Genomic DNA, 25,408 nt, shown 5'->3' with positions numbered 1-25,408 from the left:
TTAGGGATTTCTTAAGGAAATTCCTAGTTTTGTATGTGAAATTTTTATAGAATTTGAAATTGCTTTTTTACTTTAAATAAATTAATAAAAATCTCTTGTTTTATTAAGCTAGGAACAGAGAACCTAGAAAATCAAGTGCAAAAAGGTGCAATTGATTTAGATATAGCTAAGCAAACTAAAGATGAAAAAATCGCACAAGAGCAAATAAAAACCGCAAACGATATGGAAACTCTAAAGCAAAGTCAAATAACTTCTTATTTTATGCCTAAAAAATATCAAACAGATATTAATCATAGCAACGCAAGTGCTAGTAATTTATGGGCGAATGCAAGAGCTACAAATTTTAATACAAATGTAGCAAAAAGTAGATTTAACGAAGAAGAAACTATAAAAAGCTTATATTCAAATGTGAATGAATACTCACAAAAGAGTGGCAAACAAGGAGAAGATGCTTTTGATGGATATTACAATGGTCTTTATTTAAAATATTTAGACGCTAAACAACAAGGATTTGATACTAGTGCATACGAAAGAGAAATAAGCTTATTAAATAAACACAAACCTAGCATTATGCAAATGTATAAAGTGCAGTTTGATGGAGCTAATCCGTATGTTAAAAATAGTGGCAATGGTGCAAATGGTGGGAGTGATTATTCAAATGTATTAACGCAAATCGGACAAGCTAATGCTATGAAAGAACAATTAGTAAAAGATATAAACGCTACTAACAAAGAAATTGATGACTTGCAAAGAAAAGGGGTAAATACTGAAGAGTTAAAAACTAAAAAAACTCAACTAGAGCAAAAACTATCACAATTACAAGGCGTTCCTAATACTGCTAATGCTAAAAGCTTGATGAATTATTTTACTGATAGTTTAGGTAAAACTGCAGGAGAGAAAACCTATAATCAAATGATAAATTATTCTCAAATCAAGCAAGATATAAGATTAGTAGCAGACGCAATTGATACGGTAGCTTTATATGGTTGGAGTGGAGAAGGACTTAATAAATTAGCACATATGTTTGGAGTTGCTACAAATAAAGATGATATTAATAATAAAATAATAGCACTTTTAAATAATATTCAAGGAGATACAGGAGCAAAACTTAAACAACAATATGAAAATATAGTAAGACTAACACCTAATACGAGTGCGTTTGGTATGAATGTAAAAAGAATGCAACAAGATTTAACAAACCTAAACGAGCATATTAATATCAACATAAACTCTATTTTATATCCACACAAAGAAAATGCTGAAGTAATCAAAAAAAGCTTTAATGTATCTACTAAGCCACTTGAGTTTAAATATGATTATGAAGATTATCGTAAAACTAATGCAACGCCTAATAATACTTTAGAAATGTATAGAAAAATGCCTTATGCTTAATTTAAAACTCCTTTTGCTAATATATAGCAAAAGGAGTTTTATGAGATATATAATTTTTTTTATATTAATATTTAATAGCTTATTTGCTACAAATTATAACGAATACTACATTATGCTAAAAAACGAAAACAGATTTAGCGATGAGATGATAAAAGGAGTTATTAGCCATTATAAAGATTACGGAAAAGATTATAAAAATATAGTTGAGTATGCAAAAGCAGTTCAAGATGATATAGTAAAAATGATTGATTTATCATATAACGATAGTAGAGATGATAACTTTTATAAACATTATAGGATTGATGAAAGTGTATATAGTAATTATTTAAAAGAACTAGACAAAAAAGCCTATAAAAGAGAAAAATTAGAAGACTTTAACGATTTTGTTTATCATAGGGGCAGTAGGCTTTATGATAATTTAAAATCGGAATTACAAAGCTATTATGCAGTATTAAATGCTAGTAATATAAAAAACTCTTGGTTAGATAATTACAAAAAAGATTATAACAAGGCTTTAAAGATGAACTCAAGCTATGATGAAATAGTATTTAATATCTTTATAAAATCTCATTTTAACGAATATGAATTAAATAAAAATGCAAAAAATGAAATAATAGCAACGGACAAAGCCTTAGGGCTTAGTGCAAATGTAGGCGATATAGAAAGCTTTAATTATTACACCTTAAAGGCATTTGTTTTAAACTATCTAGTAAGTTTTTTAGGGCTAATTGTAGGCGTAGTTCTGTGTGTAAAATATAAACATAAGGCATTAGTATATATAAGTCCATTTGTATTATTTGCTTTAGGCTTAACGATTGATTATTATGTAATCGGAATAAAATTACTTAAATATGTGTAAACCCTAGCAAAACACGGCTAATTTGCTAGGGTTAGGTGAATTGCTTTAAGCTTAGGCTAAGCCGTGCTTCACTATAATTTAGTTAGTTTGAAAAAATAAATGGTTTTACTAGAACTTTTTTAAAGTTCTTAGTAAAGCTATGATTAAAACGATTAAAATAATTGTTTCTCCCATATTACCACCTTTCCACCCTAACAAGCCTAAGGCAAAAAGCAAATCATATTATAAATTAATTTTTATTAAAAATATTTTAAATAGTTATTTAAATTAAATAATTTTAAAACTAATACTAATTTATAATTTTTATAAAATTACTTAAAATCTTGATTTAAATTATTTTAGGATAATTTTTGTATGATTAACATTTCTATTAACTTTTAACATTTATAATTTTTCAACAAATAAAAATTATTAATAAGGAGACAAATTATGTTAGTTACAAAAAAAGCACCAGATTTTACAGCTCCAGCTGTATTAGGAAACAATACAATAGATAACAATTTTAATCTATACAAAAATATGGGTAAAAAAGGAACAGTAGTATTCTTTTATCCAAAAGATTTTACATTCGTATGTCCAAGTGAAATTATCGCATTTGATAAAAGATTTAAAGATTTTCAAGATAGAGGAATTAATGTAATCGGAATTAGTGGCGATAATGAATTCTGCCATTTTGCTTGGAAAAATACTCCAGTAAATCAAGGCGGTATTGGCAATGTACAATTTCCTTTAGTAGCAGACCTTACAAAAGAAATCGCTCGTGGTTTTGATGTATTATTTGATGAAGCAGTAGCTTTAAGAGGTTCATTCTTATTAGATGCTGATGGAACAGTTCGCCACGCAGTAATTAATGACCTACCATTAGGAAGAAATATTGATGAAATGATTAGAATGGTAGATACAATGCTATTTACAAATGAGCATGGTGAAGTATGTCCAGCTGGCTGGCATAAAGGCGAAAAAGGTATGAAAGCTGATCCAAAAGGTGTTGCTGATTACCTAGCTAACAATAGCGAAAAACTATAATTTAAAGGCTAGGATTTTCCTAGCCCACTTAAAATTAAATAATTTTTTAAATATTGATTTTTTCACTTCTGTTTTCTTGCTTATAAAATTTACTTTTATATTATTTATATTATTTGGTATAAAGTCTTTGTTAATTTTGTGATTATTTATATAAAAATATTTTTTGCTAATATTATTTGCGAATGGAATTTCATTAAAAGATACATTGCCATTTCCAAGTGCTTTAAAAATCTCATCTTTTCTACTTTTTCTAAAATCATAAAACCTAAAGCCTTGCTTAATGCAGTTTAAATAAAATTCCACTTCTTTATCTATATCAAAATCTATCTCATTTGGGCTAAAAATACTATGATTTTTGGGTTTGAAATTATACAAAAACTCACAATTTTGATTAAATATTTTTATAAAATCTTGAGTGTATATAAATCTTAAAAATCTAGTTTTTTTGCCCTTAAAATGTCTTAAATCAGATTTTAAAAATCCGTTTGCAATAATTGTTGTATTTTTTGGAAAATTTATATTTTTTAAAAATGATAAATTTTCAATGAAAATATAATCAAAATATTTCAATTTTTTAACTTGTAAAATCGCTAAATCATTAAAAATATCTATGTGATAAATATTTTTATTTAAGCCTTTTGTATCAGTATTACAAATATATAAAACTAGATTATTTTTGCTTAGACTATTTGCTAATTCTTTTAAAAGAATTTCAATTTCGCTATTTTTAGAATATATATAAAATCCATCAAAATTCTGTGAAAACACATTGTTAAGTGATGGATTTTTAAACATTTTAAAGCTTTAAAACGCCTTCTTCAATCAAAGAAATTGAGTGTGGCTCAACCACTCTTGTATGCACTTCCTCTCCATTTTTTAAAAAAAGTATCGTAGGAATATGGCGAATACCCAAATCAGCTCTTATATTTTCATCTTTATCAACATTTACATGGTAAAAATTTATATTAGTATATTTTTGACTAAGCTCTACCAAAAACGGCTCAGCAATCTTGCAATCCCTACACCAAGGTGCTCCAAAAGCTATAACACAAGTTGCATTGTCTTTAATATCTAAATATTCTTGATAATTAATCTCTTTCATTGTTTAAATCCTTATATTCATCTTTATTTAATGTTTTTAACTCGCTATCAGTCGCAATTGCTGCAATCATAGCACCATTTACATTGCTCATAGTTCTTACCATATCTATAATAGGGTCAATTGCAAAAATCACACCTAGTAAATAAAACTTATCCCCAAGTCCAAGCCCTGTAATCATAATAGAAGCTGCTACAATTGAAATTCCAGGAATTCCTGCGATGCTTAAAGACCCAACAAGAGTAATTATAATAATTAAAACTGCACTAGATAAATCAATGCTAAGCCCTGCACTATGCATAATAAATGCAGCCACAAGCCCTACATAATACCCAGCACAGCCACTCATTCCTATAGTAGCACCCAGCCCTGCTACGAAGTTTGCATTGTTTTCACTAACGCCTAATTTAGTATGAAGTGTGCGAATGGTAATCGGTAAAACACCCGCTGAACTTCTTGAAGTAAAAGCCAATAATAGCACTTCAAACGCTTTTTTATAATACACCATAGGAGATAAGCCGTGAAATGCTAAAATGATAGAAAATACAACAATCATTAAAATTCCACTTGCATAAGTTAATATTATAAATAACCCAGCTTCTTTCATAGCTGCAACTCCATTTGCTATTAGCACATTTGCAATCATCGCAACAACAGCATAAGGCATTAGTTGGATTATATTTGTAATTACATTCATAATAATTTTGTTTATAAAAATTACTAGGTTTTTATAGGTGCTAAATATTTCTTTATTTTCTTCTTTTGTGCCTATTTTTCTTGCACCAAGAGTGAATAAAAATGCTACTAAAATTACTCCTAAAATATTATTATTTGCAAAAGAATCTATGATATTATTTGGCATTAAACCTAATAAAATTGAGCTTAGGGTTCTAGCTTCTTTTATAGTTTTTGAAGTTTGCACTACAACATCACTTCCTAGATTAAATATTACACCTAGACTAAGACCTATAGCACTTGCAATTGCAGTAGTTATTAAAAGCCAAAAAATACTTCTACTAAGAATTGATGAAATCTTTACTCCACCTTCAAGCTTTAATAAAGATGATGAAATTCCAAAAAATACAATAGGAACTATCATAAGTTTTAATAAGCTAATAAAAATATTTACAACGAAAGAATACCAAATTCTAGTTTGCTCAAGCCATAAAACTTCTTTAGAATTTGCAGGAAAATTTGCCAAATATTGAGCTAATACACCCAAAATAACACCTAAAAATAGTGCCAATGTCATTCTTTTTGCAAAACTTATAGTATATGCTAAACGATTTAGCCAAAAGCATAATATTAGATAAACTAATACAAAAGTAATTGATAAAGGCTCTGAAAGTGTAAAAAAGTTAATGAAAAAATCTTTCATAATTCTCCTTTAATATTTTTTTTAAGAGATAGATTTTATCCTAAATAAATTAAGAAATAAAAATATTAAAGGAGAGAACTATTGTTTAAATTTTTAAAAGAAAGGGAAATGGCGCGGCGGACGGGGCTCGAACCCGCGACCTCCGGCGTGACAGGCCGATATTCTAACCAGCTGAACTACCGCCGCAACCTAGTTTAAGAAATGGTGGTCGCTATAAGACTCGAACTTATGACATCCACCTTGTAAGGGTGGCGCTCTACCAACTGAGCTAAGCGACCAAGATTGATGGTGTCCTGTGCTGGATTCGAACCAGCGGCCCCCTCATTAAAAGTGAGATGCTCTACCTGCTGAGCTAACAAGACATTAAAATATTTGTGAAAGGCTAAATAATACAAAAAAAATTTTTAATTGTCAAGAAAAATCTAAAAAATTATATTTTAATTCAAGAATTTGGCATAAAAAATAAAAAGAATTTAAATTCCGATAATTTAAAATAAAATATATTATAATTTTATAATTTAATTAAAATTTTTAAGTATAATTTAATTAAATACTTTGAAAGTATTTGTATTTTAAGGAGTATTAATGCAAAGAAGGGAATTTTTAAAAGGCTCTGCATTTTTAGGTTCATTAGCCTGTATTAATCCAGTTTTGAGTGCTAATGCCTTTACAAACGGGGATAAAAAAAGTGTTTTTTCGGTTTGCGAGATGTGTTCTACTCGTTGTCCTATTGAAATAAGCGTTAAAGATAATAAAGGTGTATTTATTAATGGTAATCCAAAATTTAGCACAAATAAAACTAGCGTATGTGCAAGGGGTGGCGCGGGAATTAATCAATTATATGATAAAAACCGCCTTATTAAGCCTTTAATTCGTGTAGGTAAGCGTGGGGAAAACAAATGGCGTGAAGCTAGTTGGGACGAAGCTTTAAACCTAGTTGCAACAAAGTTAAATGAAATAAAAGAAAAGCACGGAGCTAGTAGCGTAATATTTACAAGCAAAGCCGGAGAATCTCACACTCATATGAGTAATTTTGCCTGTGCTTACGGCAGTCCTAATATATTTTCACATTATTCAAGCTGTCCGATTACTTATAATATGGTTTTAGAGCATACTTATGGTGGCGGCTTATCAAGAGATTTTGCTAATGCAAAATATATTGTAAATTTCGGACATAATTTATTTGAAGGTATAGTAATAAGTGATGCTAAAAAACTAGCTAAATTTGCAGCTGCAAGTGATACAAAACTACTTGTCCTTGAGCCTAGATTTAGCGTAGTTGCTGCTAAGGCTGATGAGTGGCTACCTATTAAGCCAGGAACTGATGTGGCATTTTTAATGGCATTAATTCATATTTGGCTAAGAGATGAAAAATACGATAAAGAATTTGTAAATGAATATTGCATAGGACTTGATGAACTTAAAGCTAGTGTAAAAGATACAAGCCCTAAATGGCAAGAAAGTATCACTGGAATTAGTGCTGATACTATTGAGCGAATTGCCGATGAAATCTATAAAGCTGCTCCTAAAGTAGTAATTGATTGGGGACATAAAACCACTACTACTTATGCAGAATATCAACGCACAAGAGCTATTGCAATAGCAAACGCTTTAATGGGAAATTACGAGAAAAAAGGTGGCATTCACACTAGCAAAAATACAAATACTTTAAACAAAATCATAGGCGAAGATATTTTCCCTACTCTTGATAATCCTAGCAATGTTTTTAAGGTTCCTAACACTCCTAGAATTGATGGTGCAGGTGAAGTTGGAAATAAAAATTATTTTGTATCCAGAAAACACGGAGTTTTAATGGATATTGCCCCTGCAATACTTAGCAAAAAGCCATATCCTATTAAAGCTTGGGTAAATACTAGGTTTAATCACTTAGTAAATGTAGCAAATGTAAATGAGAGTTTAAAGGCTATAAATGAGCTAGATTTTATAGTAAGTATTGATATATATTTAAATGATTTTAGCAATTTAGCTGATGTGGTATTACCAGAAAGCTCATATTTAGAGCGAGATGAGAGCATTGCAACTATAGGAAATGGCTATTATATGAGAAATAAAGCCGTAGAAGTTATAGGCGATACAAAAAGTGGTTTTGATATTTTTAGAAAACTAGCAAGTATGATGAAAATTGATGAGCTTTATACTTATACGACAATAGATGAGTATAGAATGCAGCAAGCTAAAGGTAATGTAGATTTACTAGCAAATCTTAAAAAAGATGGCATAGTAACTTATAAAGTCCCTAGTCTTTATTTAAGAGAGCCAAAAACCATAAAAGAATTTGCTAAAACTTATCCACAAATTAAAGATAAAATTGATAGTAACGGCGAACTTAGTTCGCTAATTAGTTTTAAGACACCTAGTAAAAAAATAGAGCTTTTCATAGAAAAAGTTGAAAACTTATTCCCAACTCACGGCTGTTTAAATACAACTGATTATGATGTGTTTAAAAATCATGAATTTTGTCTAACGAGTGGCAAAACTCCAATTCATACAAACGCTCATACTCAAAATATCCCAATTTTAAATGAATTAATGAGCGAAAGTCCTGTGTGGATAAATGAAACTAAGGCTAAAGAACTAGGCTTTAAAGATGGCGATTTAGTATATTTAGAAAATGAATTTGGCAAAATCCAAGTAAAACTTATGCTAACTCAAGGCATTCGTCCTGATACATTGTTTATTTATCACGGATTTGGTCGCAACACTCCAGCACTTAAAAACATTCACGAAATAGGTGCAAATGATAGCATAGTGCTAGGTTCAAGAAGTGGTTATGTTTGTAGCACAATGGTTACAAATATAGGCGTAGATATTAAAAGGGCTTAAAAATGAAAAAGTTTGTAATGATTCACGATGAAAATTTATGTATAGGTTGCGAGGCTTGTAGTGTAGCTTGTAAAAACGAAAATCAAATTCCAAGTGGGGTTTTTAGAGTGCAAGTTCATGCGAAAATGAAGGGAGTTTTTCCAAATCTTCAAACAGATTTTACAAGGGCAAGTTGTGTAATGTGTGAAGATAGCCCGTGTGTAAGCGTATGTCCTACTGGAGCTAGTTTTAAACTAGCAAATGGAATAACATTAATTGATGAAAATTTATGCGTATCTTGCAAATACTGCATATTAGCCTGTCCTTATAATGCAAGATTTCTTAATCCTATCACAAAAGCAATTGATAAATGCACTTTTTGTTATCCAAATAGAGTAAGCGATGGTTTAACCCCTGCTTGTGTTAGCGTATGTCCTACTGATGCATTAATTTTTGGGGATATAAATGATAACAATTCAGAAATCAATAAAGTCTTAGCAAGTAAAAGCGTTGAATATCCTAAAGCTCATTTAGGCACTAAACCAAAACTAGGTTTTATAAAAAACACAAAAGGAGGACGCTATGAATAATATGGCAGGAAGCTTAATGCAATATAATGAGATTTATTGGCCTTGGCCTATTGCACTATATTTGTTTTTAGCAGGGCTTAGTGCTGGGTGTTTGATGGTTTCATTAATAGTAAAATTTAATAGATTTACACATAATACTAATAGTATTTGGGACGCTACGATTAAAGCAGGAGCGTTAATTTCTCCACTTGCTATTAGCTTGGGGCTTTTGCTTTTGATAATTGATTTAGGCAAACCACTTACATTTTATTTATTGCTAATAAAATACAATTTTACTTCGGTTATGACTTTAGGTGTTTTATTTTTATTAGTTTATACACCTTTAGCATTTTTATACGCATTAATCATTTTTGAGCGTGAAATAGGGCTTTATTTTAGGTTCTTAATTCCTATTACAAATTCCATAAGAAAAATGGCTAATTTTGCAAAGATGATTGAATATGTATTGCTTTTCTTGGCTTTATGTGTTGGTGCTTATACGGGATTTTTATTAAGTACGATTTCTAAAATCCCTTTATGGAATACTCCTATTTTACCATTGCTTTTTGTGGTTTCTGCGTTTTCTTGTGGAATAGCTGCAAATATACTTGTGGGAATTTTATTTTTTAAAGCTCACTTAAATAAAGAAAACATAAAATATTTATTGGTTTTAGATTTAAGAGCAATAATGCTTGAAATTCCTATCTTGCTTTTACTTTTTGTAGGGATGTATTATAGTGGGGGCGAGAGTTTAATATCGCTTAAGGCTATTTTTTCTCATGAGTTTTATTCAAAATTATTTTGGTTTGGCGTGTTAGGAACGGGGCTTATTTTACCTATTTTAATAGCCCTAACCGCACTTAAAAACCACGCCTATAAACCTGCATTCATAATAATAAACTCTCTTGCTGTGCTAATTGGCGTAATAATGTTAAGATTTTTTATCGTTTATGCAGGGCAAGTTTGCATTAGCTAAAGGTTTTCCTTTAGCTAAGCTATTATTTAACGCTATAAGTTACAAAGCCTTTATTTGTATATACGCTAAATTCTAAAATGCTAGAGCAATTTTCGTTATTAAATGTCATAAATTCTCTACTTTCGCCAAATTTTAAAGGCATTTTGTAATCATAATAATATTTTCCATTGTATTTTTCTTTAGCAACTTGTTTTGCTTTTTCACAATTTTCAATATATTTTTTATTTTCTGTTTTTTCTACTCTTTCGTTTATGTGTTTAAAACCTTTGCTTTTATCATCTAAATCGTATTCGTACTCATAACTGCAATCTTCTTTACTTAATTCTGCCCATTTAATTAATTTTTCGCAATAATCAATCCAATTTTTATTTAGTATTCCAGTATTACATACTTTTGGTGGAGTTTCATCTGATATTGCACCTGTAGCGTTATTATCTTTCCAAAATTTATAATCAACTATAGCACAACCACCACGATTTGCTGTAATTCTTTTAATTTCAATATCATCTTTAGCAGTTAAGGTTAACATTTCCATTTTCCAGCCTAACCCATTTTTTGTTTTTTCGATATCGAACTTAAACGCATCTTGACTTAATTCTTTTTTTTCATCAGAACAAGCACTCATAAATAATGCCACGCTACAAAACAAACTAGCTGTTAATAATTTTTTCATATTTTCTCCTTTTGATTTGGTTTAAAGCCTAATGCTTTGCATTATGCTTTTTGTAAAATCAGTATAATACCCCCCCCCATTCTTAAGTTTTACTTAATTTGTATTGTTTAATATGATTAAAAATTTTATTGCATTACAAATCCTAAAAATTAAATTAAAATATATTTTAAATTTTACTGGAATTTATTTTTGTATTTTTTAAAGAGTGCGTGTTAATATAATTTTATTAATTTAGTTTGGAATTTATTTTCGCAAATAAATTCCAATTAATTTTGAATAAATTATTTAAATGGGTAATCCATATACCAAGTGCCATTTATTTTTGTAAGACCTACTTCGCTATCATCAGTTCGTCCATACTTTTTCATTACAACGCTAACATTAGCTTGAGTTTCAGATTCATTTATTACAAATGTATTTACTAATTCAATGCCTTGTTTGGCAATACTTCTTTTTATGTCTCCTGCATTCTCAGTTAAATCTTTTATAAATTCCTTTTTTTCATCTTCTGATTCAAAATGAACATACTTAGCAGCCTCTTTTCCATCTCCTACCATAAATGCATTTATGTGTTTTTTAACCACAATATCAGGAGCATCACTCCCACAAGCTACAAACATTACAGCAAGGGCTGCAAGACTAAATAATTTTTTCATATTTTCTCCTTTTGATTTGGTTTAAAGCCTAATGCTTTGCATTATGCTTTTTGTAAAATCGGTATAATACCCCCCCCCATTCTTAAGTTTTACTTAATTTGTATTGGCTACATATAATTTATTTAGCTAAGCTAATTGTTTAATGAGTGTTTTTATACTATTTGCTGAATATTTTTTAAGGAGAATTTATGAATAAGTTAATTTTAAGTGTTGCTTTAGCTTCATCGCTTTTTGCTGCTACATCGTGTGATAAGGTTTTAAATAAACTTGATGAGCAAATCACAAAAGTTCAAAATCAAAAAAAGGCAAATCCAGAAAGGTTAGAATATTTAAAAACACAAAAACAAGAAATCAGCAAAAATTGTGTAGATGGTAAAATAGATAATGAAAAATTAAAAACCATCAAAGCTGAAACTAAATATGATTACGAGAGTAAAAAATTAGAAAAAAGCCAAGCAAAACTAAATGCCAAAAAAGAAAAAGTTGAAGATAAATACAAAGATGATTTAGAAAAAATCAAAGCTAAAAAAGATAAAGAAGCTAAAAAATTAGCTGATAAAGAAGAAAAAGAATTAAAAAATAAAGCTAAAAAAGAAGCTAAAGAATTAGAAAATAAAGTTGATGATAAAGTAGAAAAAGTTGAAAAAGAGCATAAAAAATCAGAAAAAAAGCTTAAAAAACTTGAAGAAAAACTAAAAGAACAAACAAATAATTAAAACTTTCCCTAAATACTATTAAGTATTTAGGTTTTAACTAACTATTGTAAAAACACTAATTGCCAAGTCAAACAATTAAAATAGCTAATTAGAATATTTTGCAGTTGATTAGGCAAGGCAGATTATTAAAATAATTTATTTTTTATAAGATTTTGCTATGTATTGATTAAATATCTTATCGTTTTCTTGCTTTTAAGTCTTTTTAATACTATTAAATCTATCTATGTAGTTTTTATAATTTAAACTCACTAATTAGCTCAATATTTCTTAAAATATTACAAATTTATTAGCAAAATAATTTAGCCTAATTTCCTTAATTTTGCTATGAAAAAGCCTGAATGAGTATTTGTTGGCTTTATGCGATAAGTTTTAGCAAGTCTAATATCGCTATATTTTTCATCGTAATTACTTAGTCCTTGTAAATACTCGCAAGGCAAATCAATTTCTAAAAGTTCTATATTAAATTTAGAATTAAGCGCATTAAAAATCACTGCTTCGTTCTCATAAAAATTATGCGTGCAAGTGCTATAAACTAGCTCCCCACCTATTTGTAAAGCTGTTAGGGCAGAGTTTAAAAGCTTTTTTTGAGTAGTGGCGATTTGCTTTATTTCTTTTTGACTTTTTGTGATAGAAAAATCGTGTATAAATGTGCTACACGGAGCATCAAGCAATATTTTGCTAAATCGCTCGGGCGTTTTACGACCTATCAAAATGCCATCGTGATTATAGGTTTTTGCCTTTACGCCGTAGTTTGCTAGGATTTTTTTAAGATTAAAAAATCTTTTGCTATTTAGCTCATTTGAGCTTAGATTTTCACAATTGTCGCTAAAATTAGCTAGATTTATACTCTTACCCCCTGGAGCAGCACACATATCCAAAATAATATCGCTTGAGCTAACATTTAAAGCCTTAGCGCATAAATAACTTGAATAATCTTGTATATAAATACCGCCATTTATTGCTAAATCGTGAGTTGAAATTCTTATTTTAAATTCTTGATTAAAAATATAAAAATTATTATCTAATTTTGTAGGCGAATACTTACTAAATACACTTAAAAACTCTTCTTCATCGCATTTAATAGAGTTTATAAATACTCCGAAATACTCCAAATCAATTGGCTTTTTAAAGCCATAAATCTCGTTAAAATGCTCGGTATGATTAAATATCATTAATATCCTTGCTCGTTTAATACTTTATAATTATTACAACCATCTTGATGTCCTAATTCACAAGCTTTTTTAAAATAATCTTTAGCTTGTTTTTTATCTTGTTTTACGCTTTGTCCGTTGTAATACAAAATCCCCAAATTAAAACAACCTCTATCATCATTACCATTACAACCTTTGGTATAAAATTCTTTTGCTTTAGAATAATCTTGCTTTACTCCTAATCCTTCATAATATAAAAATCCTAAATTAGTACAACTTGGAATATTTCCACCATCACAAGCTTTGATAAAAAGCTCTCTTGCTTTAGAATAATCTTGTTTTACACCTTGTCCGTTTTCATACAAAATCCCCAAATTAAAACAACCCATAGTTTTCCTACTATCACAAGCTTTGATAAAAAACTCTCTTGCTTTAGAATAATCTTGTTTTACACCTTTTCCGTTTTTATATAAAATTCCTAAGTTAGTACAACCATTAACATCCCCACCATCACACATTTTATGCCATAATTCTTGTGCTTTTACATAATCTTGTTTGCCATAATATTCTAATCCTAATTTAAAACAAGCTTGAAAATCTCCATTATTACACTTACTCTCAAGCTCATTCGCACCTAAAATACCAGCACCTAAAAGCACTAAACATAATAATTTTTTCATTTTACTTCCTGATTAAAGATTTCTTCTTCATTTATTTCTAATTCTTCGCAGTACTCAGGACTATAACGACAAACATCGGCTAAATATTTTTTTGCTAAATTTAAATCTTGCTTTACCCTATCGCCATTTTTATACATCAAAAACAAACGCTCACAGCTTGGGAAATATCCGTTATCACAGGTTTTTTTATAAATCTTAATCGCTTCTTTATAATCTTTTATTTTTTCATATTCGTATATTAATTCCTCACATTGATATGGTCGGTCATATTCACAAGCTTTTTTATAATATTCAATCGCTTTTTTATGATCTTGCTTAACCCAAAAACCTGTAGAATACTTATTGCCTAAACTTTTGCAAGCATTCGCTACTCTATTGTCACAAGCTATTTCATAAAACTGCATAGCTTTTTTAATATCTCGCTTTATACCACGAGCTTGTTCATAAAAAAAACCTAAATAATCACAACTTGAAAAATACCCACCATCGCATGCTTTTGTGTGTAGTTTAAAGGCTTTTTTATATTTTTTATGATCTTCATACTGCCCAGCTAGTTCGTAGCAACTTTCTAAATCATTTTGAGCGCATAATTTTTCATATTTTAGCGTATTTAAAAGATAGCAAGATGGGTGATCTTTTTTATCACATTTGCTTTTTAGTTCAGCTTCATTAAGTTTAAAGCAGGTTTTATAATCTATATTTAAGCATTCGTTATTGTTTTCATTTGCAACTAAAATACTTATACTAAAAAATACCAAAGATAATAATTTTTTCATATTTTATCCTACATATTTATTTTATAATTTCTTGTTGGTTTAACATTTCTAGTTTATCACAAGTTACGCCGCCTTTATATCGGCATGTAAGACTATAATATTTTTTTGCCATATTTATATCCTGCTCTATATTTTCGCCGTTTTCATACATTATTCCTAAGCGTAAGCAGGCATTATTATTTTTAGCATCACAAGAAATTTCATAAGCCTTAATAGCATTTTTGAAATCATCTATTTTTTCATATTGCCAAGCTAATTTTTCACATCTTCCTTTATTATACTCGCAAGCTTTTTTATAATATTCAATCGCTTTTTTATGATTTTGCATAAGCCAAAAACCTTCAGAATATATATAACCTATGCTTTCACATGCTAAATATTCCTTGTTATCACAAGCTATTTTATAAAAATGTATCGCCTTAGCAATATCTCGCTTTACCCCACGAGCATGTTCATAAAAAAAGCCTAAAAAATCACAACTTTGAAAATATCCACCATTACACGCCTTTGTATGCAATTCTATAGCTTTTTTAAATTTCCAATCACTCTCATATTCGTTAGCTAGTTTATGACAAGATTCATAATCGTTTTTGTTGCAATTGTTATCTAGCTCAATTAGTGTTAATAAAAAACAAGCATGATAATCTTTATTGTCACATTTACTTTCTAAATTCTTATCATTTATCTCGTAGCAAGTTTTATAATTCATATTTAAACATTCTTTATTGGTTTTATTTGCAAATAAACTCATACCTACAAGCACTAAAAATAATAATTTTTTCATTTTACTTCCTTAAAATTTCTTATTATTAATATCCTTGCTCGTTTAATTTTCTATACCAATAACAACTATTCTGACCGCCTAAATCACAAGCTTTGCCAAAATATTCCTTAGCCTTTGTTTTATCTTGTTTTACACCTTTGCCTTTATAATACAAACTGCCTAAATTAAAACAACCATTAGGTAACCCATCTTCACAGGCTTTAGTAAAAAGCTCTTTTGCCTTAATAGGATCTTGTTTTACTCCATACCCACTGCTATATAAAACACCTAAATTATAACAACCAACACTTTCTCCACCATCACAAGATTTAGTATAAAATTCGCTTGCCTTTAAATAATCTTCGCTTGTTCTAATCACCCCTTTGCTATATAACAATCCTAAACCATAACAGCCTTCAGTAAATTCATCATTACAAGCTTTAGCATAAAGCTCTTTTGCTTTATCATTATCTTGCTTTACACCATTTCCGTTAGCATATAAATTTCCTAAATTAACACAGCCAACAACACTTCCCGCATCACAAGCTTTGGTAAATAACTCTTTTGCTTTTATATAATCTTGTCTTACTCCAAACCCTTCACTATATAACAACCCTAGATCAGAGCAAGTCGTAGCATCTTCATCACAAGCCTTAATAAAATATTCTTTTGCTTTAGCATAATCTTGATTTATAAAAAAGTAAAATTCACCCAAGCTAAGGCAACTAAGAATTTGTCCGCCATCACAAGCCTTAGTAAAATATTCTTTTGATTTAGTATAATCTTGATTTTTAGCATATTCTACTCCTAAATTAAAACAAGCTTCCAAATCCCCTTGATTGCACTGACTTTCAAGTTCATTTGCACTTAAAATACCAGCACTTAAAAGTGCTAAACATAATAATTTTTTCATTTTACTTCCTTTAAATTTATCATTGTTATTTATCAAAACCCTTGCTCATCTAATATTTCATAATGACTACAGCCGTTGTGTTCGCCTAAATTACAAGCTTTTCTTAAGTATTCTTTAGCTTTTATTTTATTTTCTCTAACGCCTTGTCCGTTATTATATAAAGCTCCCAAATTATAACAACCCATAGCATCGTTACCATCACAACCTTTAGCATAAAGTTCTATTGCTTTTGCATAATCTTGTTTTGCTCCAAATCCATTTGCATACACAACCCCTAAGTTAGAGCAACCACTAGCGTTTTCACCATCGCAAGCTTTAGTAAAATATTCTTTTGCTTTTATGTAATCTTTTTTTACTCCAAATCCATTTGCATATAAAATTCCTAAATTAAAGCAACCCGTAGCATTTCCGTTATTGCAAGCTTTGGCATAAAACTTTCTTGCTTTAAAATAATCTTGCTTTATTCCAAGTCCTTTTTCGTATAAAAACCCTAAATTAGAGCAACCCATAGTATCCCCATTATCACAAGCTTTAGTATAAAACTCTCTTGCTTTTGTATAGTCTTGTTTTACTCCAAATTCATTCGCATAAACAACCCCTAAATTATTGCAACCCGTAGCATTTCCGTTATCACAAGCCTTAGTAAAATATTCTTTTGCTTTAGCGTAATCTTGATTTTTAGCATATTCTACTCCTAAATCTGAACAAGCTTCCAAATCGCCCTTATTACACTGACTTTCAAGCTCATTTGCACTTAAAATACCAGCACCTAAAAGTGCTAAACATAATAATTTTTTCACTTTACTTCCTTTAATGTCATTGCTTGTTTATTTTTTTATACAGCAAACAACTAGTATGTTCTCCATAATCACAAGCTTTTTTAATTAATTCAATAGACTTTTTAATATCATTTTCATATAAACTTGATAAAGCTAAACAGCTTTCTCCATTTTTATTATCGCAAGCTTTAGTCCATAATTCTTTTGTTTTTTCAATATCTTTTGCAACGCCAATTCCAGAATAATACATAAAGCCTAAAAATCCACAAGCACCAAAATCTTGTAGTTCGCAACTTTTAGTATAAAATTCTCTCGCCTTATTTAAATCTTGTTTTATGCCATCTCCTTCAAAATACATAGAACCTAAATTTGTGCAAGCAAAAGTATGTCCACCATCACAAGCTTTTGTGTAAAACTCACTTGCTTTTTTTAAATCTTGTTTTACTCCGTTTCCTTGTTCGTAAGATAATCCTATATTAAAACAAGAAGAAGCATCTTTACCTTTACAAGCCTTAATCCATAATTTATTTGCTTTTTTAAAATCCTGCTCTACATCTTCGCCACTTGCATATAAATATCCAAGAGCATCACAAGCTTTATAATCGTTTTTATTGCAAGCTTTTTCTAATTCCTTAATATCAACTGCACCTAAAACACTTGCACCTAAAAGTGCTAAACATAATAATTTTTTCACCTTACTTCCTTTAAATTTCTAATTTAATTTTTCAAATTCTCAATACTTTTACAAGCTCTTTCATCACCTAAATCACAAGCTTTTTTTAAATATTCTTTAGCTTTTTTATCCTTATATAAAAATGATAAAAAATAACACCCAACAGCATAATTATGATTACAAGATTTGGTATAGAATTTAATAGCTTTTTTCTTGTTTTGTTGCGTTCCAATCCCATAAGCATTCATAAAACCTACTGCATAACAAGCTTCATATAAGTTATTTTCACAAGCTTTAGTATAAAGATTTATGGCTTTAGTATAATTTTGCTTAGTTCCTATTCCGCTCTCATATAAAAACCCTAAATCATAACAAGCTTGCATATTTTTATTCTTACAAGCTTTAGACCATAAATTATAAACTTGTTTTAAATCATTTTCGTATTCAATTGGCTCTTTTGTAAAATCAATATTTTTAAAAATCTCAAATCCTAAGTCATAATCATTTGCTAACAAAACTTTAAATATAAGCAAACAAATGAGCTTTTTCAATTTAAATTCCTAAATAATCCTTAAGCAATAAAAATGCTGCAATGCTATCTTGTTTGCCATCTTTTTTTTTGCTACTAATAATTTTTGCTGCTTGTTTGCTTGTAAAACTTTCATCGTGATAGACTATATTGCTAAATTCAATTAGTTTTGAAAAATGCTCCACTCTTCTTCTCATCTCATCTTCAGCACTACCGCCCATTGGAATTCCTATTACAATTTTAGTGATTTTGTGCTTTTTGATTAATTCTTTTACTTCTGTGGCTGCTTGATTGCGATTTATTCTAATTATTGCAGGTTGGGGCATAGGAATTTTCATTATGCTAATTGCAACGCCAATTCGTTTAAGTCCTAAATCAAGTGCAAGTATATTTTCCATTAAACACTCCTAACTAAAACTCCATCAATTATTATTTTTCCATCAAGTTCATAATCATATACTAATTCGCCGTATCGCTCTAAGGCTTCATCAAGATTTGCTCCGTTTTTGCAAAATTCTAAAAACTCATCGTAGTTTTGAGTGTAGCATTTTTGAACGCTGAAGTATTCTTGCATTTGTGCTACGAAAATATCAATATCATAAATTATTTTTGCCTTATAGTTTGCGATTAGCTCGTTTGTGCCATCACTTTCTCCTATTCTTTGGGCTAACACATAAATATCTTTTCCATATTCTAGGGCGTGTTTTGCTGAATTTAATGAACCGCTTTTAAGGTCTGCTTGGGTGATGATTAAAATATCTCCAAGAGCTACCACAAGGCGATTTCTAGCTAAAAAATCGTGTTTTAATGGGATATGATTTGGCTCGTTTTCGCTTAGTGCTAGGGCGTTTTCATATATTTGTTTTATTATGTATTCGTTTGATTTCGGATAGATTTTATTAAGCCCATTTGCAAAAATTCCTATATGATAAGGCAGGCTTGCTTTTGCACTTTCAATATCTACTCCAATTGCTCCACCACTTACTACGCAAATACCTATTTGGCTTAGTTTTTGTGCTAGTTTAAAGGTTAGATTTTTTGTATAAACGCTCATTTTTCTAGAGCCTACTATACTTATTTTAGGCATTTTTAAAAGTTCTAAATTGCCTTTATAATAAATCTTATTAGGCGGGTTTTTAAGAGTATTAAACTCATTTATAATCGTTGTATATATCATCTATATAAACTAGCTCAACTTTAGAAAAGTTATATTCGCTAATTGCTTTTAGGCTATTTTTGTGTGGGTGTGCTATGGCTATTGCTCTTTTGTGTTTTAGGGCAAATTCCACTGCTTCATCTAGCTTTTTGCGAATATCATTTAAATCTTGTGAATTATCTAAAAATACATTTCTGTGGATATAAAATTGATTAAATTCTTTTGCAATTGTAGGTGCTTTTGTGTTAGCGCTAGTCCTTGAATCAACGAAAATCAAATCATATTTTTTCAATGCTTTAAATAAATTTCTCATAGCGTTTTCATCTTCGCTAAATAATGAGCCTGTATGATTGTTTAGATATTTTAGATTTGGAAAAGCGATTTTGATATTTTTAATCCTATTTTCAATCACTTGATAACTATCATTTGGAGTAAGGGTTAGCGGCTCTTCTTTATTAAACTTTAAAGCCCTTAAAGGAAGGTGTATCATAAAAGATTTAAATTCTTTTGAATATTTATTAGTGTCTGGGTGATTGTTTGTGTTAGGAAAAAAGCTCGGAGTGATTTTTTTACCATTTTTAATAATTTTTTTGATTTCTTCGCTTTGTTCTTTTGTCGCAACATCATCAATAATAATTGCTAACTTTGCCTTAATATTAGTAGCACTTGCTAAAGAACCAAAGGCTGAAGTTTCTTTAGTATCAAAACAAGTTACGCTAGTTACCTTACAATTATCATCATTTTTTTCTAAATCCATATTAGCAAATATATCACTAAAATTTTGATTTAAATTCTTTTCTTTATCAATGCTTTTTTCATTTTTATAATTATTTATAGCATTTACTATTGTTTGCGGTTTTGGTTTTTGAATTTCTTTTTGAGTTTTTATCTCTTTAGTTTCGCTAATTTGCTCTTTGCTTTCATATATATTTAAATATACCAAAAGCCCTATGCCAAATAATAATAAAAATAAAAAAATTATTTTAAGAGTTTTAGCAAAGCTAGAATTAGCTTTGCTTTTTTGCTTTTTTTTAGCCATTAATTTTTGTCTTGTTGAACTAATTTGCTCTTTTCAATCCAAGGCATCATTTTGCGTAATTTAACGCCAGTTTGTTCTAAAAGGCTGTTTTTAGTAATATTGCGTCTTGCATTCATTTTTGGATAATTTGCACGGCTTTCTAAGATGAAATCTTTTGCAAATGTGCCATCTTGAATATCTTTTAATACTTTTTTCATAGCTTTTTTGCTATCTTCGTTTATAACTTTTTCGCCTGTAATATAATCGCCGTATTCAGCCGTATTTGAAATAGAATATCTCATATCAGCAATTCCGCCTTGATACATTAAATCAACGATTAATTTCATTTCGTGTAAGCACTCAAAATATGCCATTTCAGGCTCATATCCAGCTTCTACAAGTGTATTAAATCCTGCTTCAATAAGTGCAGTCAAACCTCCACAAAGCACTGCTTGTTCGCCGAAAAGGTCTGTTTCTGTTTCGTCTTTAAATGTAGTTTCAATTATAGCTGTGCGTCCACCACCAATTGCACTTGCATAGCTTAGTGCTAGAGCTTTTGCATTACCGCTTTCATCTTGAGCAACTGCTATTAAATCAGGAACACCACCACCAATTACAAATTCATTTCTTACCGTATGACCTGGTGCTTTAGGTGCTATCATTATAATATCTACTCCTTTTGGAGCTACAATTTGTCCGTAATGAACATTAAATCCGTGAGCAAATGCTATAGCTTTTCCTTCGCTTAAGTTTGGTTTAATTTCGCTATTAAAAATTTGAGCTTGAAACTCATCAGGAGTTAAAATCATAATAACATCAGCTTTTTTAGTCGCATCAGCTACGCTTAAAACTTCAAAACCTTTAGCACGAGCTTTATTAGCCGAGCTTCCTTCTCTTAGACCAATTATAACTTTTACACCACTATCTCTTAAGTTTTCAGCGTGAGCGTGTCCTTGTGAGCCAAAACCAATAATCGCAACTATTTTGCTTTTAATTAAACCTAAATCGCAATCACGATCATAATAAACATTTACTGCCATATTTTTCCTTTTTCTTTTGATTTAATTAAGCAAATTATAACTATTTTAGTTACAATCTAATAAAAAAATATCAAATTTTATTTACTTAAAAGGTTTATTATGCAAGATTTTATTAGTAAAAGAATAAAAAGCCTACCTCCGCTTAATGAAAGCACTTTAGAAATTCAAAGAATTTGTAATGACGAAAACTCATCTTTAAAAGATTTAGCGAAAATAGTTGAAAAAGACCCAATGCTAACTGCAAATATTTTAAAATCAGCAAATTCGCCTTTATACGGATTTTCAAGAGAAATTAGTAGTGTTGATAGGGCTGTTAATTTGTTTGGAATGACAACTATTAAAGGATTTGCTTTAAATGCAGCTGTTAAAAACTCTTTTAAAATTAATTTAAGTGCTTACAATATGAATGAAGCAATGTTTGCAAAAATCTCAACTATGCAAAATTCATTAGCAATTAATTGGCTTAATAGAAGTGCAGACAATACTAAAAAAGTCGTAATTCCAGCATCGTTTTTGCTAGAAATTGGCAAGATAATTATATCTTCTGAATTAGTTGAAACAAATAAAGCAGAAGAATTTAAAAATGGATTAAGTGATTTAAGAAATATTAAAGAATTAAGTGATTATGAAAAGCAGTTTTTAGGAATGAGTAGCGAAGAAGTAACTTCTATGATATTTGATAAATGGAATCTTGAAGTTGATATGATTGATGCTATTTTTTATAGTGTAAATCCAGAAAACGCAAGTAATGATATAAAAAAGAATGCAATTGCATTAAATATAGTTTCAAATCTTATTAATATTTTTGGATTTTTTAATGAAGAAATGATAGTTCAATGTGTATTAGACGCTAAAAATAATGGCTTATTAGGAGATAAATTAATAGACGCTATTAAAGTAGTAGAACAAGATGCTTGAGTTTTTAGAAAACATTAGGCAAGGTTTTAATAAGCTTAATGCTAATTCAAAACAAAAAGAAATAATTAAAGTCTTATTAACAGAAAAAATAGTAAGCGAATACAATAATAAAATCTATTTTAATAATGGATTTTATTATGGCAAAATGGATATAAATTCTAAAGGCGATGGATTTTTACAAGCGTCGTTTTTAGAGCGAGATTTACTCATAAAATCAAAAGACTTACATTCAGCAAGATACGGCGATATTGTAATTGCAAAAAAGATTAAAAAGCAAAAAGGTCGCCCAAGTGCTGCTGTAATACTTGTTTTAAAAAGAGAAGAAGAATTTTCTTTAGTTATTACTCAAATGCTAAAAAATGTAGTATTTGGAAAATGCTTTAAAACAGGACTTTTAAGACAACTTAGCGTATCTCAAAAATCATTAAAAGCCTTACCTGTTGGCACTATTTTAAAGGTTGATAATGCAAGTTCAAATGTAGTAGAAGTGCTAGGGCATATTAGTGATGAAAAAGTAGATGAAAAAATCTCTATGGCTTTATTTAATAAAACCGAAGAATTTGATAAAGCGTGTTTAGATGAAGCAAATGCTTATAGTGGTAGTGTTGATGCTAGTTTTTATCCTGATAGACTTGATTTAAGGCATTTGCCATTTTGCACGATAGACCCAATTCATGCAAAAGATTTTGATGATGCTATTTATTTTGATGAAAAAAATCAGATTTTATATGTAGCAATTGCTGATGTAAGCGAATATGTAAGGGCTTTTAGTGCTTTAGATAACGAAGCTTTAAAGCGTGGATTTAGTATATATTTTCCACATAAAAGCATTCCTATGTTACCAAGAGTTTTAAGTGAAGGAATTTGTTCTTTAAACCCAAATGAAGACAGGCTTTGCTTTGGTTTTAAAATATATTTTGAAGGTGCAAAAGTAATAAAAGAAGAAATTTATGAAGGCATAATTAATTCAAAAAGAAGATTTAATTACGATGAAGTAGATGAGTATTTAGACAAAAAAACTGATTTAAAAGAATGCAATTATTTATATTCTTTAAATGAGCTTACAAAAAAAATAAGAAATGCTAGATTAAATAAAGGTTTTAATTTTTTAACAGAAGAGCTAAGAATGGAGATTGATAGCGACTGGCAAATTACTAAGACCTATTACGAGCAATCAACAAGGTCTCATCAATTGATTGAGGATTGTATGCTACTTGCTAATAAAGCAGCGGCTAAAATGTGCCCTGATTTAGCTATTTTTAGAAATCATCAAAGCCCAAATTACAATAAAATCGCTGCTATGTATGAAGAATTGCAATTATTAGGACTTGATTTTAGTGGTGGAGAAAATATCTATGAAAATATCAAAAATATTCAGAGCTTAGCAGATGAATTAAATATCCGTGCTGAAGTAGATAAAATCATCATTCGTTCATTTAAAAAAGCTGAATATGGACATGAAAATAAAGGGCATTTTGCATTAGGATTTGAAAGGTATTCGCATTTTACAAGTCCTATTAGAAGATATTCGGATTTGATTTTGCATAGATTATTAAAAGCTCTTATGAAAAATCAAGATAAGCTATTTACATACCTTAGCACGAACCTTGAGAATAAATGTTTTGAAGTTAGTAATCTTGAAAGAGAAGCTGATAAGGTGGCAATGGATTTTTGTGATAGGGTTTATGCAAGATATTTTCATAAAAATATTGGCAAAAGATTTTATGTAAAAATCACTAAAAACGAAGATATTACAATAGGTGTTTTAGATGATGAGTTTAAAGGTGCAAGGATATTTATTGCAAATCCTAATGTAACTTTATTTTCTAGAGTTTTAGTTGAGATTTATGAAGTAGATTTAATAAGCGCTAAGGTTTTTGCTAGGATAGTTAAAGATGTATGAAGCAGAATTTAACAAAATAAAAAACAATCTCCCTAATGCTTTTATGCTTTATGGGGCGTGTAGATTAAGTATATTTATAAACTTAGAAATTATAAAAAGTCTGAAAAAATACGATGAAAGGCTGATTTTAAGAGATAGCGATTATAAATTAAATAAAGCTGTTGATTTTTTAAGTGAGAGTTCGTTATTTGCTAGTTCTAAGCAATTGATTTTGGAATTTGAAAAAGGAATTTCAAGTAAGGATTTAAAAGAAATTCTAAAACATATTAATAGTGAAAATCAATTAATATTAGCTATTTATGATGGAAAAGCTTTAAAAGATTTAGAATTAAGTATTAATAATAATTTTGTTAGATTTTTTGAGAAAAAGACTAGCTTTGAGCAAATTGCTTTATTAAAAGAAATTACTAATTTTTATAAAATAAATGCTAGTGAAGAAGCCTTGCAATATCTTCAAAAAAATTATGAATTTGATATATTTAAAGCAGGTTGTGAGCTTTTAAAATATAAAAATCAAACACTAGATTTAAGCACTATTAAAGAGCATTTAGAAAGCGATAATGCTTTAGGGTTTGATGATTTTTTGAGTAATTTTTTAAAGACAAAAGAGCCAAATGAATATATTTATAAAATATTAGAAAATGAAGATGAAATCGCTTTAATCAATAAACTTTATTCAAGTTTAATAAGACTTTTTACAATAAGTGCAAATCTAAAAACAAATGGTAGAATTGATTATAAAATAGCCTTTGGTTACACTCCACCAAGACAAGTTTGCGTAGAATTAGAAAATCAAGCGAGAAAATTATCTAATTTTTACGAAGAAATTTTTGCAATTTTATTAAACGCTGAATATGAATTAAAACTAAATAACAATAATTCTTCAAAAGAAATAGCATATTCAAATCTTTTAAAAATATATTTTTTAATAAACTCATAAAA

The 25,408-nt window shown here is 29.2% G+C and carries 27 protein-coding genes and 3 tRNA genes; 10 read left to right on the top strand and 20 right to left on the bottom strand.

Translation table 11 applies throughout. The features are described 5' to 3' along the window. Nucleotides 1-135: 135 nt before the first annotated feature. The 3 genes from AVBRAN12654_RS05185 to AVBRAN12654_RS05175 all read left to right on the top strand — a co-directional run bounded on the left by AVBRAN12654_RS05185 (nucleotide 136) and on the right by AVBRAN12654_RS05175 (nucleotide 3,277). A complete protein-coding gene (locus AVBRAN12654_RS05185; protein WP_336614062.1) occupies nucleotides 136-1,392 on the top strand; it encodes a hypothetical protein in 1,257 nt (418 codons plus the stop codon). A gap of 40 nt (nucleotides 1,393-1,432) precedes the next feature. Continuing rightward, nucleotides 1,433-2,251, top strand: a complete 819-nt coding sequence (locus tag AVBRAN12654_RS05180; protein ID WP_336614061.1) for a hypothetical protein — start codon at nucleotides 1,433-1,435, stop codon at nucleotides 2,249-2,251. Nucleotides 2,252-2,680: 429 nt separating this feature from the next. After that, nucleotides 2,681-3,277 carry a peroxiredoxin gene (locus AVBRAN12654_RS05175; RefSeq protein ID WP_214116319.1) on the top strand — a complete coding sequence of 199 codons (597 nt, stop codon included), beginning with the start codon at nucleotides 2,681-2,683 and terminating at the stop codon, nucleotides 3,275-3,277. Here the strand turns inward: AVBRAN12654_RS05175 and AVBRAN12654_RS05170 are convergent. From AVBRAN12654_RS05170 to AVBRAN12654_RS05145, 6 genes are all read right to left on the bottom strand, one after another. Further along, a complete protein-coding gene (locus AVBRAN12654_RS05170; protein WP_336614060.1) occupies nucleotides 3,272-4,072 on the bottom strand; it encodes a hypothetical protein in 801 nt (266 codons plus the stop codon). The genes AVBRAN12654_RS05175 and AVBRAN12654_RS05170 overlap by 6 nt on opposite strands. A gap of 1 nt (nucleotide 4,073) precedes the next feature. Next, nucleotides 4,074-4,379 carry a thioredoxin family protein gene (locus tag AVBRAN12654_RS05165; protein ID WP_214116323.1) on the bottom strand — a complete coding sequence of 102 codons (306 nt, stop codon included), beginning with the start codon at nucleotides 4,377-4,379 and terminating at the stop codon, nucleotides 4,074-4,076. Next, nucleotides 4,366-5,754, bottom strand: coding sequence for a cation:dicarboxylate symporter family transporter (locus tag AVBRAN12654_RS05160; protein ID WP_336614059.1), 1,389 nt, complete (start codon nucleotides 5,752-5,754; stop codon nucleotides 4,366-4,368). Before AVBRAN12654_RS05160 ends, AVBRAN12654_RS05165 begins: the two co-directional genes overlap by 14 nt. 109 nt (nucleotides 5,755-5,863) lie before the next feature. Beyond that, nucleotides 5,864-5,940 (bottom strand) — tRNA-Asp (locus AVBRAN12654_RS05155). A 16-nt stretch (nucleotides 5,941-5,956) separates the two neighbouring features. Next, nucleotides 5,957-6,032 (bottom strand) — tRNA-Val (locus AVBRAN12654_RS05150). Between the two features lie 8 nt (nucleotides 6,033-6,040). Beyond that, nucleotides 6,041-6,116, bottom strand: a tRNA-Lys gene (locus AVBRAN12654_RS05145). A gap of 223 nt (nucleotides 6,117-6,339) precedes the next feature. On the opposite strand from AVBRAN12654_RS05145, the gene phsA reads away from it, so the two are divergent. The 3 genes from phsA to nrfD are packed head-to-tail and all read left to right on the top strand — an operon-like array spanning nucleotide 6,340 to nucleotide 10,122. Further along, on the top strand, nucleotides 6,340-8,598 hold the full coding sequence (gene phsA, locus AVBRAN12654_RS05140; RefSeq protein WP_336614058.1) for a thiosulfate reductase PhsA: 2,259 nt from the start codon (nucleotides 6,340-6,342) through the stop codon (nucleotides 8,596-8,598). A gap of 2 nt (nucleotides 8,599-8,600) precedes the next feature. Next, nucleotides 8,601-9,167, top strand: a complete 567-nt coding sequence (locus AVBRAN12654_RS05135; RefSeq protein ID WP_336614057.1) for a 4Fe-4S dicluster domain-containing protein — start codon at nucleotides 8,601-8,603, stop codon at nucleotides 9,165-9,167. After that, nucleotides 9,160-10,122, top strand: coding sequence for an NrfD/PsrC family molybdoenzyme membrane anchor subunit (gene nrfD, locus AVBRAN12654_RS05130; protein WP_336614056.1), 963 nt, complete (start codon nucleotides 9,160-9,162; stop codon nucleotides 10,120-10,122). Before AVBRAN12654_RS05135 ends, nrfD begins: the two co-directional genes overlap by 8 nt. A 22-nt stretch (nucleotides 10,123-10,144) precedes the next feature. On the opposite strand, the gene AVBRAN12654_RS05125 is transcribed toward nrfD, so the two are convergent. Both AVBRAN12654_RS05125 and AVBRAN12654_RS05120 read right to left on the bottom strand, forming a co-directional pair. Further along, complete coding sequence (locus tag AVBRAN12654_RS05125) at nucleotides 10,145-10,795, bottom strand: hypothetical protein (protein ID WP_336614055.1); 651 nt, start codon at nucleotides 10,793-10,795, stop codon at nucleotides 10,145-10,147. A 281-nt stretch (nucleotides 10,796-11,076) separates the two neighbouring features. Further along, nucleotides 11,077-11,451 carry a hypothetical protein gene (locus AVBRAN12654_RS05120; protein ID WP_336614054.1) on the bottom strand — a complete coding sequence of 125 codons (375 nt, stop codon included), beginning with the start codon at nucleotides 11,449-11,451 and terminating at the stop codon, nucleotides 11,077-11,079. 188 nt (nucleotides 11,452-11,639) lie between these two features. On the opposite strand from AVBRAN12654_RS05120, the gene AVBRAN12654_RS05115 reads away from it, so the two are divergent. Then, nucleotides 11,640-12,167, top strand: a complete 528-nt coding sequence (locus AVBRAN12654_RS05115; protein WP_214119628.1) for a hypothetical protein — start codon at nucleotides 11,640-11,642, stop codon at nucleotides 12,165-12,167. Between the two features lie 299 nt (nucleotides 12,168-12,466). On the opposite strand, the gene AVBRAN12654_RS05110 is transcribed toward AVBRAN12654_RS05115, so the two are convergent. Genes AVBRAN12654_RS05110 through ilvC form a run of 12 tightly spaced genes read right to left on the bottom strand, consistent with a single transcriptional unit; the run spans nucleotide 12,467 to nucleotide 21,645 of the window. Continuing rightward, nucleotides 12,467-13,339: an RsmB/NOP family class I SAM-dependent RNA methyltransferase gene (locus tag AVBRAN12654_RS05110; RefSeq protein ID WP_336614053.1), complete on the bottom strand. Its 873-nt coding sequence runs from the start codon at nucleotides 13,337-13,339 to the stop codon at nucleotides 12,467-12,469. Continuing rightward, complete coding sequence (locus tag AVBRAN12654_RS05105; protein WP_336614052.1) at nucleotides 13,339-13,998, bottom strand: tetratricopeptide repeat protein; 660 nt, start codon at nucleotides 13,996-13,998, stop codon at nucleotides 13,339-13,341. Before AVBRAN12654_RS05105 ends, AVBRAN12654_RS05110 begins: the two co-directional genes overlap by 1 nt. Next, entirely contained in the window at nucleotides 13,995-14,774 is a 780-nt protein-coding gene (locus tag AVBRAN12654_RS05100) for a tetratricopeptide repeat protein (protein WP_239803144.1), read from the bottom strand. Before AVBRAN12654_RS05100 ends, AVBRAN12654_RS05105 begins: the two co-directional genes overlap by 4 nt. 16 nt (nucleotides 14,775-14,790) lie before the next feature. Further along, entirely contained in the window at nucleotides 14,791-15,558 is a 768-nt protein-coding gene (locus tag AVBRAN12654_RS05095) for a tetratricopeptide repeat protein (RefSeq protein WP_214119618.1), read from the bottom strand. Nucleotides 15,559-15,583: 25 nt separating this feature from the next. Next, nucleotides 15,584-16,450: a tetratricopeptide repeat protein gene (locus tag AVBRAN12654_RS05090; RefSeq protein WP_336614051.1), complete on the bottom strand. Its 867-nt coding sequence runs from the start codon at nucleotides 16,448-16,450 to the stop codon at nucleotides 15,584-15,586. Between the two features lie 32 nt (nucleotides 16,451-16,482). Further along, nucleotides 16,483-17,250 carry a tetratricopeptide repeat protein gene (locus AVBRAN12654_RS05085; protein WP_336614050.1) on the bottom strand — a complete coding sequence of 256 codons (768 nt, stop codon included), beginning with the start codon at nucleotides 17,248-17,250 and terminating at the stop codon, nucleotides 16,483-16,485. Nucleotides 17,251-17,266: 16 nt separating this feature from the next. Then, nucleotides 17,267-17,923: a tetratricopeptide repeat protein gene (locus AVBRAN12654_RS05080; protein WP_336606953.1), complete on the bottom strand. Its 657-nt coding sequence runs from the start codon at nucleotides 17,921-17,923 to the stop codon at nucleotides 17,267-17,269. Nucleotides 17,924-17,946: 23 nt separating this feature from the next. Then, entirely contained in the window at nucleotides 17,947-18,453 is a 507-nt protein-coding gene (locus tag AVBRAN12654_RS05075) for a tetratricopeptide repeat protein (RefSeq protein ID WP_336614049.1), read from the bottom strand. Between the two features lies 1 nt (nucleotide 18,454). Then, entirely contained in the window at nucleotides 18,455-18,829 is a 375-nt protein-coding gene (gene ruvX, locus AVBRAN12654_RS05070) for a Holliday junction resolvase RuvX (protein ID WP_214119608.1), read from the bottom strand. Then, nucleotides 18,829-19,608: a DNA-processing protein DprA gene (locus tag AVBRAN12654_RS05065; protein WP_336614048.1), complete on the bottom strand. Its 780-nt coding sequence runs from the start codon at nucleotides 19,606-19,608 to the stop codon at nucleotides 18,829-18,831. Before AVBRAN12654_RS05065 ends, ruvX begins: the two co-directional genes overlap by 1 nt. Continuing rightward, a complete protein-coding gene (locus tag AVBRAN12654_RS05060; protein WP_336614047.1) occupies nucleotides 19,583-20,626 on the bottom strand; it encodes a divergent polysaccharide deacetylase family protein in 1,044 nt (347 codons plus the stop codon). The genes AVBRAN12654_RS05065 and AVBRAN12654_RS05060 overlap by 26 nt, the downstream gene beginning before the upstream one ends. Next, nucleotides 20,626-21,645, bottom strand: coding sequence for a ketol-acid reductoisomerase (ilvC, locus tag AVBRAN12654_RS05055; RefSeq protein WP_214116355.1), 1,020 nt, complete (start codon nucleotides 21,643-21,645; stop codon nucleotides 20,626-20,628). Before ilvC ends, AVBRAN12654_RS05060 begins: the two co-directional genes overlap by 1 nt. 99 nt (nucleotides 21,646-21,744) lie before the next feature. Here ilvC and AVBRAN12654_RS05050 point away from each other — a divergent pair, with 99 nt between their 5' ends. Genes AVBRAN12654_RS05050 through AVBRAN12654_RS05040 form a run of 3 tightly spaced genes read left to right on the top strand, consistent with a single transcriptional unit; the run spans nucleotide 21,745 to nucleotide 25,406 of the window. Continuing rightward, on the top strand, nucleotides 21,745-22,563 hold the full coding sequence (locus AVBRAN12654_RS05050; protein WP_214116357.1) for an HDOD domain-containing protein: 819 nt from the start codon (nucleotides 21,745-21,747) through the stop codon (nucleotides 22,561-22,563). Then, nucleotides 22,556-24,466: a ribonuclease R family protein gene (locus tag AVBRAN12654_RS05045; RefSeq protein ID WP_336614046.1), complete on the top strand. Its 1,911-nt coding sequence runs from the start codon at nucleotides 22,556-22,558 to the stop codon at nucleotides 24,464-24,466. The genes AVBRAN12654_RS05050 and AVBRAN12654_RS05045 overlap by 8 nt, the downstream gene beginning before the upstream one ends. Continuing rightward, the gene (locus AVBRAN12654_RS05040) at nucleotides 24,459-25,406 is read left to right on the top strand and encodes a hypothetical protein (RefSeq protein ID WP_214119599.1); all 948 of its coding nucleotides are present in this window, start codon (nucleotides 24,459-24,461) and stop codon (nucleotides 25,404-25,406) included. Before AVBRAN12654_RS05045 ends, AVBRAN12654_RS05040 begins: the two co-directional genes overlap by 8 nt. Nucleotides 25,407-25,408 lie beyond the last annotated feature (2 nt).

The organism is Campylobacter sp. RM12654, from assembly GCF_020137585.1.
In the GTDB taxonomy this organism is placed as follows: domain Bacteria; phylum Campylobacterota; class Campylobacteria; order Campylobacterales; family Campylobacteraceae; genus Campylobacter_E.
Note: the sequence above shows the minus strand (reverse complement) of the source record. Positions and strands in the feature narration are given on the sequence as shown.